The organism is Lysobacter sp., from assembly GCF_035655815.1.
Taxonomy (GTDB): Bacteria; Pseudomonadota; Gammaproteobacteria; order Xanthomonadales; family Xanthomonadaceae; genus Lysobacter_J.
In genome coordinates, this window is the sequence record NZ_DASRTS010000055.1 from 71,652 (window position 1) to 86,987 (window position 15,336).

10 protein-coding genes are annotated in these 15,336 nt (G+C 65.7%); 3 read left to right on the forward strand and 7 right to left on the reverse strand.

The features are described 5' to 3' along the window. Nucleotide 1: 1 nt before the first annotated feature. The 5 genes from VFE83_RS14820 to VFE83_RS14840 form a co-directional block, all read right to left on the reverse strand. On the reverse strand, nucleotides 2-1,564 hold the full coding sequence (locus tag VFE83_RS14820; RefSeq protein WP_324907493.1) for a tetratricopeptide repeat-containing sulfotransferase family protein: 1,563 nt from the start codon (nucleotides 1,562-1,564) through the stop codon (nucleotides 2-4). Between the two features lie 92 nt (nucleotides 1,565-1,656). Further along, nucleotides 1,657-4,602, reverse strand: coding sequence for a TonB-dependent receptor plug domain-containing protein (locus VFE83_RS14825; protein WP_324907495.1), 2,946 nt, complete (start codon nucleotides 4,600-4,602; stop codon nucleotides 1,657-1,659). 260 nt (nucleotides 4,603-4,862) lie between these two features. Then, nucleotides 4,863-7,970 (reverse strand): TonB-dependent receptor domain-containing protein, encoded by a 3,108-nt coding sequence (locus tag VFE83_RS14830; protein WP_324907498.1) that lies wholly within the window; start codon nucleotides 7,968-7,970, stop codon nucleotides 4,863-4,865. A 232-nt stretch (nucleotides 7,971-8,202) separates the two neighbouring features. Then, the gene (locus VFE83_RS14835; RefSeq protein ID WP_324907500.1) at nucleotides 8,203-9,066 is read right to left on the reverse strand and encodes a hypothetical protein; all 864 of its coding nucleotides are present in this window, start codon (nucleotides 9,064-9,066) and stop codon (nucleotides 8,203-8,205) included. 107 nt (nucleotides 9,067-9,173) lie between these two features. Further along, a complete protein-coding gene (locus VFE83_RS14840) occupies nucleotides 9,174-10,088 on the reverse strand; it encodes an Hsp33 family molecular chaperone HslO (RefSeq protein WP_324907502.1) in 915 nt (304 codons plus the stop codon). Between the two features lie 108 nt (nucleotides 10,089-10,196). Here VFE83_RS14840 and mtgA point away from each other — a divergent pair, with 108 nt between their 5' ends. From mtgA to VFE83_RS14855, 3 genes are all read left to right on the forward strand, one after another. Continuing rightward, entirely contained in the window at nucleotides 10,197-10,916 is a 720-nt protein-coding gene (gene mtgA, locus VFE83_RS14845) for a monofunctional biosynthetic peptidoglycan transglycosylase (protein WP_324907699.1), read from the forward strand. A gap of 32 nt (nucleotides 10,917-10,948) precedes the next feature. Further along, nucleotides 10,949-11,965, forward strand: a complete 1,017-nt coding sequence (locus VFE83_RS14850) for a glycosyltransferase family 2 protein (RefSeq protein WP_324907504.1) — start codon at nucleotides 10,949-10,951, stop codon at nucleotides 11,963-11,965. 81 nt (nucleotides 11,966-12,046) lie between these two features. Further along, nucleotides 12,047-12,475 carry a CBS domain-containing protein gene (locus tag VFE83_RS14855; RefSeq protein ID WP_324907506.1) on the forward strand — a complete coding sequence of 143 codons (429 nt, stop codon included), beginning with the start codon at nucleotides 12,047-12,049 and terminating at the stop codon, nucleotides 12,473-12,475. 7 nt (nucleotides 12,476-12,482) lie between these two features. On the opposite strand, the gene VFE83_RS14860 is transcribed toward VFE83_RS14855, so the two are convergent. Then, the gene (locus tag VFE83_RS14860; protein WP_324907509.1) at nucleotides 12,483-14,438 is read right to left on the reverse strand and encodes an AsmA family protein; all 1,956 of its coding nucleotides are present in this window, start codon (nucleotides 14,436-14,438) and stop codon (nucleotides 12,483-12,485) included. Between the two features lie 141 nt (nucleotides 14,439-14,579). Beyond that, on the reverse strand, nucleotides 14,580-15,281 hold the full coding sequence (gene trhA, locus VFE83_RS14865; RefSeq protein WP_324907511.1) for a PAQR family membrane homeostasis protein TrhA: 702 nt from the start codon (nucleotides 15,279-15,281) through the stop codon (nucleotides 14,580-14,582). Nucleotides 15,282-15,336 lie beyond the last annotated feature (55 nt).

Sequence of the window (15,336 nt, forward strand, 5' to 3'; positions counted from 1 at the left end):
ATCAGGTCACGCCGAAGTGGTTGGCGAGCGGACGGAGCTGTTCGGCATATCGCCGCCATGCGTCCAGTCCCTTGCGGTTGATCGGTTTGCGCACCTGCGCGCTCGAGGCCGTGGAGACAGTGCGCTGGTTGTTCTCGATGCGCCACGCATCGGCGATGACCGGCAGCCCGCAATGCGCCAGCAGATCGGCGGCAGAACGCTCGGGATCGGTGACCAGGTCGACGTAGTCGACGTGGTACACACGCCCGGGATGCAGCTCGTCCCATCGCGCCATCATGTCCCGGTAGGCGTCGAAGTATGCGGCCATGTCCAGCTGCGAATAGCAGGCGCCGTACTGCCCCGAGAACAGCTGTTTGAGATTGCTGAAGCACGTGTCCACCGGGTCGCGTCGCAGGTGGATGATGCGCGCCTGCGGAAACGCCCGCACGATCCAGGGCACCAGCATGAAGTTGAACGGGTACTTGTCCGACAGGAACCGCTTGCCCGTGCTCTTGAACGAGGTCAGCTGGCGGTAGCGCTCGGCCAGTCGCGCGTACGACACCGGCTTGGCCAGATAATGCGTCGGCGTGGCGGTGAGCATCGGGTTGACCACTTCAACGCCCCACTGCTCGCGAAGCGCGCCAGAGAAACAGGTCATCTCGCCACCGGTGGCGACGTCGGGATGATTGCCGAGGATGCGTTCGACCAGGGTCGTGCCCGAACGCGGCAGGCCCAGGATGAATATCGGACAGACGTGCTGCGTCGCCGCGGGAAGCTCCTCGTCCGTTCCGATCGCATTCGATGCGGCCGCGATCGCGCGCAGCGCTTGCGTGTCCTCGCCCTGGTAGCGCAGGCGTGTGCGCTGCAGGCGCATGCCGTGCTCGAGTTCGGTGAACGCCTCGTCCGTGCGGCCGAGTGCATCGAGCGTGTTGAACAGCGCGTAGCAGTACATCACCTCGTCGATCGGGCTCTTTGCCCGGCGCAGTGCGCCGTACAGGATTTCGAGCCGGTCCGCGTCGGCCTCGCCGCGGCGCAACGAACTGAGCGACCAGTGCGCCTTCGCGAAATCGGGAAAGCGCTCGATCAATGCGACGAACGCGGCCCGCGACGCCTCGACTTCGCCGATGTAGAGCAGGCCCTGCGCACGGTTGTAGGCGTACGTGGACATGTCCGGTGCGCGCTTGGCGGCCGCGTCGAACCACGGTTGCGCCTCCTGCTCCAGGCCGCTCAACGAGAGGATCGAGCCGATGGAGTTGGCGATGCGCGGTTCCAGCGTCGACGGATCGAGCGGACGTAGCGGAGCGATGGTGTCGAGCGCATCGCCCCATAACCCGTAGCTCAGTTGGGCTTGTCCGAGGTGCGCGCGGTACAGCGCCCGCGACGGTTCCAGCGCGACCGCTTCGCGTGCGGAGGCGATGGCCGTGAGTCCGCGGGCGAGCCCGACTTCGAGGCCACTGCGATAGAACCAACCCTCGGCATAGCGTGGAAACGCCGTGGTGAGCCGGACGAACGTCTCCAGCGCCGCGTTCGGCTGCTTCCGCTGGATCAGCTGCTGCGCCTGGGCGAGCAGGGCAGGCGCGTTCATGGGAGGGGCCTTGGTTGCCATCCGGATGTTATCGGACAAAAGATGCAAAATAAGAAGGCCCCTGTCGGGGCCTTCTTTGGGTACTGCAAAGATCAGAACTTCTGGTCGTAGCGGATGTAGTAGAACTGTCCAGGCAGTTCGTACTGCGGGTCGAAGCTGTTGGCGAACGCCGTGTACGACACCGGCGGATCCTCGTCGAACACGTTGTTCACGCCGAGGGCGACGCGCGCGTTCCACGGCAGCTTCGTGCCGACCTGCACGTCCCAGTACATGGTTTCGTCCAGGGTGTTCTCCGGCGTGACGGCCGGGGTTCCAGTGAAATCCTCGGTCGGGCGACGCGGAGCCGAGCAGAGGTTCTCGAACGCCGGATTCTCCTCGTAGACCGCGGCCAGCACCGGGCCTTCGCATTCCTCGTCCAGTGCCGAGTAGTAACGGCCCATGAGCGAGGCATCCCAGTCGCCGCGTTCCCACGACAGGTCGATGTTCGAGCGCCAGCGCCAGACCGGGAAGTTCGTGGAGATGTTGCCCACGCGCGACACGATGGCCGAGCCCTCGGCAATCTGGGTTTCATACTTGGAAATGTACGAGTTGTCCCAGTTGATGCGGAACCGGCCGACGCTGGTCTCGAAGCTGTAGTCGAGGGTGAAGTCGTAACCTTCGACATTGCGGAAGCCCTGGTTCTGCAGGGTCGCATCGACGTCCGCGACGTCGCCGGTGACCGCATCGCGGGTGAACACCGCGCAGGCGTTCAGGTCACGCGCGCCCGGCACGGCCAGATAGCACGCGTCGATCGCTTCCTGGATGTCGATCACCTGGATCGGATCGTCGATATCGACCTTCCACCAGTCCAGGCTTGCGCTGAAGCCTTCAAGGAAGCTAGGGCTCCACACGAAGCCGAAGGTGGTGGACTCGGAGGTTTCCGGCTGCAGGTCCGGATTGCCACCGATGGTGGTGCGGATCTGCGGGTTCGGCTGCGAGTAGTCAGCCGGAACGCCGTCGGCCAGGCAGTTCGCCGCTACCGCGGCAACGCCTGCATCGCTGAGCTGTCCGGTGACCGTTGCAGCGTAGAGGTTGTTCGTGTCGCACGGGTCGTACAGGGTCGGGAAGTTGTCCGCCTCGCCGGCGAACAGTTCGTTGATCGACGGTGCACGGAAGCCCTTGCTCCAGTTGCCGCGGACCAGCAGGTCCTCGATCGGCTTCCACTTGAAACCGAACTTCGGATTGAACGTGTTGCCGAAGGTGGAGTAGTCGGAATAGCGGCCCGCCAACTGGAACTCGAGCAGGTCAGCGCCCGTCACGCCCTGCAGGATCGGCAGGTTGAGTTCGAGGTACAGCTCGTCGACCTTGTACCCGCCCGACGTCGCCGTAGCCTGGCTGCCAGTGGTGAGGCCCGAGGAAGCCAGTGCATCGGGGCTGAACGCACCGTTGACTTCACGACGCTCGTAACCGGCCGCGAACGCTGCCATGCCACCAGGCAGTTCGAACATGTCGCCCGAGATGTTGGCGGTGTACGACTTCTGCTCGTCCTTGATGGTGCCGTGGTCGACGTAGTTGATGTAATCCATCATCTCCTGGGAGATGTCCTCGGCGTTGCCCATCACGTTCAGCGGGACGCAGCCCAGGATGGCCGTGGTGGGATCGCCTGGGGTGCTCACGCAGATCGGCACGCCGTCGACGATCATCGAAGGACCGACCGCATCGCGGATGCGGGCTAGGTTCTGCAGGCCGGTGGTGGTGTCGTCCTCGTGGTTGTCGGTGTAGGACATGCCCACATCCCACGAGAAGTAGCGCTCGCCGAGTTCGAAGGTGCCGTCGAAACCGCCGGCGAAGCGGTACGTGTCGACGTCCTGCGAGAACCTGCGCGGAGAGAAGCTCGGGCCGCGGATCTGCACACGGTCGATTTCCTCACCGAACGGGTTGTAGATGCTGTCGGCCGAGATGTTGAAGGTGTACGCCAGCGACGTGGGCGAGTTGAAGCCCGCCGGCAGTGCCAAGCCCCAGCTGATCGGCTGCGGTGCCAGGTATTGCTCCGAACGGCGCTCGTTGTACAGCGCTTCGGCCTTGAACGACACGCGCTCGGTGATGTCGAAGCGGGCCTGACCGAACAGGCCGGTGCGCTCCTGCGGCGTCGACAGGTAGTTTTCCGGCGCGAAGTTGAAGCCGTCGGTGGCCAGGTTGAACGGACGGAACTGGCTTGCAACTGAGGGATCGCAGACTTGGCCGTTGATGCAGCCTTCCGCGCCTGGAATCAGGGTCGAGGTGCCAGGGTTGCCCGTGAAATCGAAGCGACCGAAGCGGCTGGTCGAAGACGCGCCGGCCAGCACGCTGTTCGCCGGCAGGCCGTAGGACGGAACCGAGGAGATTTCACGGTCGCCGGCGAAGATCGGCTCCTGCTTGACGTAGTTGACACCCAGCATCACGTTGGAGCGCTCCGACGTGCTGCCGATGATGAAGTCGTACGCCTGCTGCGTGCCGTCGCCCTTGCTGGTCGTGCCAAAGAATGCCGACGCGGAAGCACCGTCGAAATTCTGGCGCGTGATGATGTTCACGACACCGGCGATGGCATCCGAACCGTAGATCGCGGACGCACCGTCCTTCAGCACCTCGACGCGCTCGACTGCCGCGATCGGAATCGTGTTGAGGTCGACGGCGCCCGCCAGGCCGGTCACCCAGCGACGGCCATTGACCAGCACCAGCGTGCGGTTCGAGCCGAGGTTGCGCAGGTCCACCTGCGTCTGGCCGTTGCCGCCGTTGTTGAAGCTGGTGTTGAGCGCGGAGCCGTTGGTCGAGATCTGCTGCAGCACGTCACCGATCGAGGTCACGCCGGTGCTCTCGATGGCCTGACGGTTCAGCGTCAGGATGGGCTGCGAGGTTTCGGTGTCGACCCGCTTGATGCGCGAACCGGTTACTTCCACGCGGCCAAGCGTAGTGGCCTCCTGCTCGCTTTCCTGTGCGAATGCAGCGCCGGTTACAGCCGTGGCGCTCACCGCTAGGGCAACCGCGATGGCATCGCGGAGCTGGGTGGTCTTCAAGGTCATCTCTCTCTCCAAGTTTGGGTCTTGGTTTCCCGGGAACCCGGCCGTTGAGGTCAATTAGGACGCCAAATTCGGCAAGGTCGACTCGATACTAGCCCGGTCCGCCCGACAATTAAAGTGTCGTTAACATTTCGTCTCGTTCCCGTTTGAGACGGCGGCAAGTCCACCTGGAAGGGGCGGAGGGAGTGGCCCGCAGTGCCGGGGCACAAAAAAACACGGCCCCTTGCGGGGCCGTGTCTCGTTGCAGCAGGACCAGCAGTGGATCAGAAGCGCTGGGTGTACTTCATGTACCAGAAGCGACCGATGTCGTACTCACCGTCGAAGCTGAAGTTCGAGTTCGGCTGCGAGTACATGACCGGCGGCTGCTTGTCGAACACGTTGTTCGCACCGATGGCGACCGTCGCGTTCCACGGGGCTTCCCAGCGGGCTTGGACGTCGTGGAACGTGACCGAGCCCGAGTTGCGGCGACGCGACAGCGAGCTGGCCGGCGTGCCGTTCGCGTTGAACGCGCCGGTCGGGGCATAGACGATCTCGTCGCATTCCAGGTGCGGCTCGGTGACCGGCGGAGCCGGCACGGTGTTCGGCGTCGGGGTGAAGTACGTGCACGCTTCCTTCATGCCCGAGTAGTAGCGCGCCATCCAGCTTGCACCGAACGAACCCATGTCCCAGCTCAGGTTGAGGTTCGAGCGGATGCGGTGCGGATTGCCGGCACCGGCCTGGCCCACGGTCGACAGGGCATAACGCGGGTCGTTGGTGCTGACCAGGTAGTCCTTGGCGGTATAGGTGCTGGTGGACGACACCGTGAAGTTGCCCCAAGCCTCGGTACGCAAGCGGTAGGTCAGGTCGACGTCGAAACCTTCGACCTTGCGGAAGCCGGCGTTGCGGCTGGCGAAGAACACGGTCGGAACGCCCGTGGCCGGGTCACGCGTGAAGCCCGGTGCGCCGCCCGTCGGAGCGACGCAGCGCGACGCGATGCCCACGACGTAGCAGTCGTTGAGCATGGTGGTCGGGGCGTCGGCAACGATGGTGTCGGAGATGCGGATCTTCCACCAGTCCACGGCCATGTTGAAGCCGTCGATGAAGCCCGGGCTCCACACGAAACCGATGGTCTGCGACTTCGACAGTTCCGGCGTGAGGTTCGGGTTGGAACCGTTGGTGAAGGCCACCGGGGTCTGGGCGGGCACCGTGCCGACCGGGCTACCACCTTGCCCCAGCTGACGGTACGTGTTGCCCAGCGCGCCCAGGGCGCCGTTGCCGCCGACGCCGTTGATGCAGTTGTTGCGCACCGCGGCGTTGGAAGCTGCGGCGCCGAGGTTCACGTCGCAGGGATCGGTGAACTGCGCGAACGTCTGCGAACCGCCACCATAGAGGTCGGCGATCGTCGGTGCGCGGAAGCCGTCGGCATAGGTGGCACGGAACAGCAACGAGTCGATCGGCTTCCACTTCAGGCCGAACTTGTTGTTGGTCGTGTCGCCGAAGGTGTCGTAGTCCGAGTAACGGCTGGCGACACTGAAGGTCAGTTCACGCGCGAACGGCATGTCGGCCAGGATCGGAATCTGCAGCTCGGCGTAGATTTCGTCGACGGTGTAGCTGCCGCGGGTCGGACCGGCCGCCAGGTTGGTCGAGCCACCGGTCACCGCGAGTGCGTCCGGCGTGAACTCGCCTTCTTCCTTGCGGTTTTCGATACCGAGCGCGAAGCCGAGGTCACCCGCCGGCATGGCGAAGATGGTGCCGGCGAGGTTGGCCGACATCACAGTGGTTTCGGTTTCGCCGGTCGAATGCTCTTCCTGGAAGAGGAAGTTCTGCAGCGCCTGGTTGCCGGTCAGAGCACCCGGTCCGGTGGCACCGAACGGTGCAAACGGATTCCAGGGCACGCAGCCGGCGATGATGTTGCCCGGTGTGCCGCACACCACCTGGCCCTGGGTGGCGCCCGGTGCCGTGTTGAGGAACGACGGACCGACGGCCGCACGCACGTTGGCGAGGTTCAGGTTGCCAAAGGCCGACTGGACGTTGCGGTTCGTGTTGTTGAGGTACGACACGTCCCAGTCGAAGGTGCGGTCGGCGAAGTCGAAGCTGCCCTCGAACGCACCGGCGAAGCGATACGTGGTCAGGTCACTCTCGGTGACACGCGGCACTTCCCACGTACGGCGCCACCAACTGCCGATCGAAGCACCGACCGGGTTGAAGTAGCTGTTGGCCGCCATCGGCGTGGCGAAAGACGCCGCCTGCATCGGGTAGCCCGCGATGCTGCGCGTGCTGATGCGATGGCTGTACAGCAGGTTGGTGCGGAAGCGGACGTTGTCCGTGATGTCGTAGATGCCGTCGATGTTCAGCGCTTCGCGCTCGATCGGCTGGCGCAGGGTCATCTGCTCGTTCGAGTTCGACTTGTGCAGGGTCGAACCCGGGGTGCAGATGCCCGGACCCGGATTGGCCACGGAGTTCGGGGCGCACGATCCGACGGCGGTGTTCTGCGAGATCCAGTCGGCCGGATTGCGCGGATCGCCACCCTCCCGCAGCACGACGCGCGTGGAGCGAGTCGGGTTAGTCGTGGTGGCCGGCACGTACACGACGTTCGGCAGGCCCTGCGCGAAGACGCTGTTGAAACCGCCGACGTCACCGACCGTGGTCCAGTTGTCGTCGGGATGGTTCTGCGAGCGCGGGAATTCGCTGTATTCGCGATCCTTCGCCCAAACTTCGTCTTCCTTCGACCACTCGCCAGCAACCGTCAGCGAGCCGCGGTCGCCCGCGAAGCCCATGATGAAGCTGCCGTTGGTGATCGCGCCGTCGCCTTCGTCGAACTGGCCGTAGTAGACGCTGGCAGCGGCACCTTCGAAGTTGCTGCGGGTGATGATGTTGATCACGCCCGCGATCGCGTCCGAGCCGTAGATCGAGGAGGCGCCGTCCTTCAGCACTTCGATGCGCTCCACGGCCGCGGCCGGGATCGTCGAGATGTCGGACAGACCGCCAGTGGTCACGCCCAGGCGCTTGCCGTTCATCAGCACCAGCGTACGGGCAGCGCCCAGGTTGCGCATGCTGATGAAGGTGCCGCCCGAAGCTTCACCGGCCGACAGCGGCGCGGCGCGGCTGATCGGCGGCGAACCGGTGGCGGTGATGTTCTGCAGGATGTCGCCAACGGACTGGAAGCCCTGCTTCTCGATGTCCTGACGGGTGATCTGCAGAACCGGCTGCGCGGTTTCCAGGTCGACCTGGCGGATGCGCGTACCGGTGACTTCAATGCGATCGAGCGTGGTGGTCTGCTCGTTTTCGGCGTCCTGCGCACTGGCCGTACCAGGCGCCGCGACGAAAGCGAGGGTGCCCGCGGTGAGGGCGAACGCGATCGCCTCCCCGAGCTGGGTGGTCTTCAAACTCATCTCTCTCTCCAAGATCGGTTTAACCCCTAGAACCCTTGCAGCGGGCGGCGTCAAACAAGGCGCCAAATACGGCAAGGAGTCCCGATCCTACCCCGTGTCGGAACGAAGTGAAAGGTTCGTTAACGACAAATGAGGGGCCAAATAACGAAAAGTGTGTCAGGGAAAACCTGACCCACTTCGGAGAGAGATGGAAAGGGATGGTCGGCCGGAACCGGCTAGACCGAAACGCAGGTCACAGATCCTGCTCGTACCTGACGTACGGGACGGTGCCTTCGTCCTTCTCGCCGTTGTCCGGCGCGAAGGGGTTCTTGCCGCGGGTGACGACGTTTTCGGCGCCGACGGTCAGCTGGCCGCTCCACGGGGTGCGCCAGGTCAGGCCGACCCCAAGGCCCTCCCACTGCCCGGGCTCACCCGGGGTGTCGACCACTCGGCCGACGATGTTGGCGCTGAAGTTGCCCAAGCCCGCGCCGACGGTGACGCTCTTGGTGCTCCAGCGGTCGGCCAGCGCTGGCATCTCGCCTGCAGGGATCAGCCGGGCCTTGGCCCAGGTACCGCCGATGGAAACCGTCGCCTCGCGGCCAATGTTCTTCTGGCCGTAGACGGTGAGGGTGTTCTGGTCGACCTTGCCCGGGCGGTTGTTCGGGCTGAGCCAGGCGGGCAGGGTGTCGCGGCCGCTGCCAAAGGATAGGCCGACCTTGCCGCCGGCGCGGGTCAGGCTGGCACCGACGGTTCCCTGGCGTGCAGCGTTGACCTCTTCCTCGTCCAGCGAGGCGAGCAGGCAATGGTTGGCAAGATTGCCGATGGCGCCGGCCAGGCCGGTCTTGCGATCGCAGACCAGACCGAGCGTATCGCCGGCTTCAAGGCCGAACGCCGCGTCGAGCGTATTGCTGCCGACCTGCCATCGGGCGCCGGCGACGGGTGCCCCGGTGGGCTCCAACTGGAGCAGGTATTCGACCTTGCCGCTGTTCTGGTTCCAGACCGGGAGGTAGGTCGTGTCGGTGACCACGCGGCGTGGCGCCGTCTGCGCATGAACGCCCGAAGCCACGCCGGCGGCGAGCATCAGGGTCAACGGCAGTCGCAGGAAGCGCGCGTTCATGGCCTTGTTACGACCGGGTAAAACCGGCGGAGTTCCCTTCTCCCAGGAGCCGAGACTATAGAGCGTTTATGTTTATTTAACAATTACTCCCCAGTGGCCCGGATGCGCTATTGCAGGCGTTCCGGGGCGGCGACTTCCGCCGTGGCCACTGCAAACAAGCTAGCGATTTCCTCTGCGTTGAAACGGTAACTCTGTCCGCAAAACTCGCAACGGACCAAGGCCTGTCCACCGGCCGCCGTGACGGCCGCCTCGGCTTCGGCTTCGCCCAGGGACACCAGCATGGACTCCACCCGCTCGCGCGAACACGAGCAGGCGAAGCGCAGCGGCTTGCCGACCATCACCGTGACCCCGTCCTCGTGGAACAGCCGGGTGAGCAGGTCGTCCGAGGTCCATTCCAGCAACTCTTCCGGACGCAGCGTGTCGAACAGGGCCCCGGCGCGGTTCCAGCCGTCGTCGTCGCCATGGTCGCCCGGCAACTTCTGCAGCATCAGGCCTGCAGCCTGCCGTTCGTCGGCTGCCAGCAGCAGGCGGGTCGGCAACTGCTCGGACTGGCGGAAGTAGTCTTCGAAAGCGCCGGCCAGCGAATCGGATTCCAGCGCGACGAGTCCTTGGTAGCGCATCGGATCGCGGCCATCCACCGAGGGGTTCTCAATGGTGATGGCCAGTACCGCATCCGGGCCGAGGGACTGGAGGTCGCGGCGGACTTCACCGTGCTCGTCCAGCTGGGCGATGCCGCGCAGGGTGCCGGCGGCCGTGCATTCGGCGAACAGCGTGCGCAAGGCGCCGCTGCCCCGAAGCTGGACCGAAAGGCGGCCGTCGACCTTGGCATGCCCGGTGAACAGCGCGGCCGCAGCGGCGGCTTCGCCCAGCAGTTCCGCGGCGGCCGCCGGATATTCGGCGCGGCTGCGGATCTGCTGCCAGGTGTCCTGCAAATGCACCCGGACGCCGCGCACGCCCGCGCCCTCGATGAGGAATCGGGTCAGCTGGTCGCGGTCGGTGGAGGAGGGCTGTGGCTGGGTCATCGTCTACTCGAGCGGATGGCGCGCCGCATTTGGGGATAATGCGCGCGAACGTGTGAAGGGGCGTGGACACAAGATGGGGATGGAGCAAAGGCCGTGCAAGCCGTGAGGATGGATGAGGCCGCACCGCGGAAGCGCCGCCGTTGGTTGCGCTGGTTGATCGCGGTGCCGCTGCTGTTCCTGGCCGTCACCGTGGTGCAGGTGGCCACCCTGCGCTTCATCGATCCGCCGGTCAGCGCGTTCATGGTCTCGCGCCAGCTGGAGGCCTGGGGCGCGGGCGACTGGAGCTTTCGCATCGCCTACGACTGGCGCGACCTCGACGAGATCTCGGCCCATGTCCCGCTGGCCATGGTGGCATCCGAGGACCAGAACTTCGCGGAGCATTTCGGCTTCGACATAAAGGCCATCGAAAAGGCCCGCAAGAGCAACGCGCGCGGGCGCAAGGTGCGCGGCGGCAGCACCATCAGCCAGCAGACGGCGAAGAACCTGTTCCTGTGGAGCGGGCGCAGCTGGGTGCGCAAAGGCATCGAGGCCTGGTACACGCTGCTGATCGAGACGATGTGGCCCAAGCACCGGATCATCGAGGTGTACGCCAACATCGCCGAGTTCGGCGACGGCGTGTATGGCGCGCAGGCTGCGGCGCGGACGTATTTTCGCAAGGACGCCAGCCGGCTGAGCGCCGCCGAGGCCGCGCGCATGGCCGCCGTGCTGCCCAGCCCCCGCCGGTACAGCATCACGCGCCCCGGGCCGTACGTGCAGCGCCGCACCAATGCCATCCAGCGGCAGATGCGCAACATCGGTGGCAGCGACTATCTGAAGCGGCTCGACTGACGCCGGCAGCGGCCACGACTACCATTGCGCGCATGACGAACCGTGATCGCCTGACCGTCCTGGTCGCCGCCTACAACGAGGCGGACAACCTGCCGTTGCTGCAGCCGCGCATTGCCGCGGTACTGGATGCGCTTGCAGCCGACCATCGGGTCGATGGCCAGGTGCTTTACGTCGACGACGGCAGTTCCGATGCGACCTGGGAGGTGATGCGGGCGCTGGCCGCCGCCGATCCGCGCATCGCACTGCTGCGCCTTTCGCGCAATTTCGGAAAGGAGCTTGCGCTGACCGCGGGGCTCGACCGCATCGACGAAGGCGCGGCGCTGATCCTCGACGCGGACGCGCAGGACCCGCCGGAGCTGATCCCACAGTTCGTCGCCAAGTGGCGCGAAGGCTACGACGACGTGCACGGCACGCGGCTGGAGCGCGAGGGCGAAGGCTGGCTCAAACGATCGACGGCACACGCGTTCTACCGGGTGATCGGGCGCTTGTCGAAGACGCCGATTCCCGCCGACACCGGCGATTTCCGCCTGCTTTCGCCGCGGTCGCTGCAGGGCCTGCGCCAATTGCGCGAGCGCCACCGTTTCATGAAAGGCCTGTTCGGCTGGGTCGGCTACAACCGCGTGTCCATCGCCTACCACCGCGATCCACGCATGGCCGGACACAGCAAGTTCAATTTCTGGAAGCTGTGGAACCTGGCGCTGGAAGGCATCACCAGCTTCTCGACTGCGCCGTTGCGGCTGGCGACCTATCTGGGCCTGCTGACGGCGTTGGTGGCTTTCCTCTACGGCGTGCTGATCATCGTGAAGGCGCTGGCGTGGGGCGACCCGGTGGCCGGCTGGCCCTCGATGATGGCCGTGATCCTGTTCCTCGGCGGCGTACAGCTGATCGCGTTGGGCCTGATCGGCGAGTACCTGGGGCGACTGTACGAGGAGTCCAAGCAGCGGCCGCTTTATCTCATCGACGTGTGGCAGCCGGCGCAGGTCTCGCGCATGCCCGACGAGGCGCGCGCGGACGTGGTGCGCGACATTACGGGTCGGACCGGTAGTTAGTTCCGCTGCATCAGGCGCCTTCGCATGCGCCCCGACCACGTTGGAGTATGCTCGGCCCGTGCCCAGCGGAAGGAGACGGATATGCGCACCGTGCGACAACTGCTCGAAGCCAAGGCGCCTGAAATATTCGCGATCGGCCCCGATTCGCCGGTCATCGAAGCGATACGGCTGATGGCGGAAAAGCGCATCGGCGCCGTACTGGTGATCGAGGGTGGGCGCCTGGTGGGCATCCTTTCCGAACGCGACTACGCGCGCAAGATCGTGCTGCAGGGACGTTCTTCGGCCGACACGCCGGTGCGAACCATCATGACCGGCCAGGTGATCACCGTCGGGCTGGACGACAGCGCCGACCACTGCATGCAGATCGTCACCGACCACCGTATCCGCCATCTGCCGGTCGTGCACAACGGCCAGGTGCTCGGTGTCGTGTCGATCGGCGACCTGGTCAAAGCGGTCATCGAGGACCAGCAGCTGGAGCTGGACCAGCTGCAGCGCTACATCGCCAGTTGATGGCGGCTCATTTGGCGTAACGCCCGCCGCAACCGGAGTCCTCGCCCGGGCCGGTTTCGATGGTCGCCAGCAGTGCCGCCGGCGGCGTGATGGTGCCCAGCGTCAGCGCGATCGCACCGCGCAGCCCGACGCGCGCGAGATCCGGATGCACCTTCGGTTGGCGGAAGCTGCCGTCCACCTTCAGCGGCGTGCGGAAGGCCAGCAGGCTGCGGTCCTTCGGGCGCGGGCGGATGGTGAGGTCGAGCTTCTCCTCACGCAGGTTGATGGTGCCCGAGCCGACCAGGATGGTGTCGCTGGTATCGAAGGCCAGCGAGCGCGTCGTCATCACGCCATCGTCGACCGCGAAATCCGCGAACGCGCAACGCACGGGGATCTGCTGGTCGCCGCCGAGCTTGAACTTGATGATTTCCGCCAGGTCGATGCCGGCCATTTCCATCAGCAGGTTGCTGATGCGCCCGCGTCCCATGCCGACGGTCACCGCGCCATCGCTGCTGCCGAGCATGGCGGCGATCGAGTTGCCCGTGCCTTCCAGCGTGACCTTGCCGCCCACCTTTCCGATCGCGTTCTGCGCCAGTTCGACCGTGGGCAGCAGCTTGGAGATGTTGAGCCCGGCCAGGTCCGCGTCGGCGCGCGTGCGGATCGTGCTGGTGCGCGCGTCCATGCGGATGCGCGAGCGGATGTCGCCGTCAGCCACGCCGAAGTTGAGCGGATCCAGCCGCAGCAGGCCGTTTTCGAGCAGCAGGTGCGCGTCCATGTCGTCCAGCGGCAGCTTGGGGGCGTTGATACGCGTGGCGCGCAGGCGCACGTCCGCGTCCATGGCGCGCAGCTTTTCCAGTTCGTACGGCGTATCCGGGAGCAGGCGGCTGCGGGCCTGTCTGCTGGCAGCCTCGCGCGCCTGCTCCGCGTTGGCCGTTTCGCCCCTGCCGGCCTGTGGTGCCCCGCCGACGAAGCCGGCCAGGTCGTCGAAGTCCAGGCGTTTGGACTGCAGATTGGCGCGCAGATACAGGCGCTCGCCGCTGGTGTCGACGCTCGCGTCGCCGTGCATGTCGCTGTCACCGATCCGCCCGTCGAAGTCGCGGTAATGCCAGACCTCGCCTTCGCGGCTGAAACGCCCGTCCAGCGAATACGGCGGCGTCGGTGGAATCGCCAGGCCAAGCAGCGGATACAGATCGGCCATGTCGCGTCCGGCCAGCATCATCTGCAGGTCGAAGCCGCGCAGGCGCAATGGATCGAGCAGCGTGCCGCGCGCATGCGCACGGGTCGCGCCGGCGGATGCGCGCACGTCGATGCGATACGGCGCCTCACGATCGCGCAGCAACAGCGGGGATGCGGCGGTGCCCTGCATCTGGAATGCGTTGCCTTCCCACCGTCCACCCCCGACCACGGCAACCGGGGCGGAGTGTTCGCGCGACTTCGCGCGCTGGCTGCTCACCCCGACGCGGATGTCGGTGCGGGCAGGCCGGTCGAGGTAGCGCAGCAGGCCGCGCTGGATGTCGACCCGCCGGAACTGCACCTTGCTCTCGCCCGTCTGGCCACCGAACACCCAGTTGCCCGAACCGCCCTTGGGATTGGTTTCCAGCAGCAGCCGTGGATGATCCAGCCGGATCATCGGCAGCAGCACCTGGCCACGCAGCAGCGGCCACAGGGCGATGGCCAGCTCGGCGCGCTCCGCGGAGGCCATCACCGGATCACGCGACCACGAGGCATTGCCGAAACGCACCTTCTCGGCGGAGACCACCGGCGTCCAGCCCAGATCGACGTCGAGGTTTCCGCCGATGTCGAACGAACGCCCGGTGCGTGCTTCGACCTGCCGTTCAACTGGGCCCTTGAACCAGTTCCAGTCCCAGATCGCGATCAGTATGACGATGAGCAGCGCGATCACGCCGAGGGCAGCAAGCACCGGATGACGGCGCACCCACACGGTCGGAGGTGAAGCTTCGGCGGTGGCGTCGCGCGCTGCCACGGCTTACCTCCGCGCGCGGAGACCGCGTGGAATGCGCACCGCGATGATCGGAACGAAAACGCCCACCTCGTGCTTCCATGACGGACCGGCCCCACCATCGGCGGAGTCCGGTCAAGCGAGGGTGAATGCGTTGCCGGCAGTTCAGGCCGGAATGATTTCGCCCGGCGTCACCACCTGCGCCATTACGGAAACGTAATGGCACACACTGCCGGCGATAACGAACATGTGCCAGATCGCGTGCGAGTAGGGCAGCGATGGCCGGTGGTAGAACACCGTTCCCAGCGTGTAGAACAGGCCGCCGGCGAACAGCCAACCGATGGTCCAGCCGTCCAGCGCGCCCCACATCGGCTCGATGGCCACCACCACCAGCCAGCCCATCGCGATGTAGATGGCCGTGGACAACAGCTTGAAGCGGCCGGTGAAGAACAGCTTGAAGATCACGCCGGCCACCGCCAGCGTCCAGATCGCCGCGAACAAGCCCCAGCCCCATGGACCGCGCAACCCGATCAGGGTGAAGGGCGTGTAGGTTCCGGCGATCAGCAGATAGATCGCACAGTGATCGAACACCTTGAGCCGCGCCTTGGCGACGGGATGCTGGATCGCGTGGTACAGCGTCGATGCGAGGTACAGCAGCAACAGGCAGATGCCGAACACGATGGCGCCGGCCAGCTGCCAGCCATCGCCGAACAGCGCCGCCAGCGTGATCAGGACCGCGCCACCGGCGAGTGCGGCGGTCGCGCCCAGACCGTGGGTGAGCGCGTTGAAGAATTCCTCGCGCACCGAGTGGACCTCGTGCGGGGCAGAGGACAGCGAGCCGTCGTGGACGGAGCGTGCGGGGGGCATGGTGCGAGCATCGTAGCGCAGGCTGGAGCAAATGCTCAGTGACGGCCGTCATTGC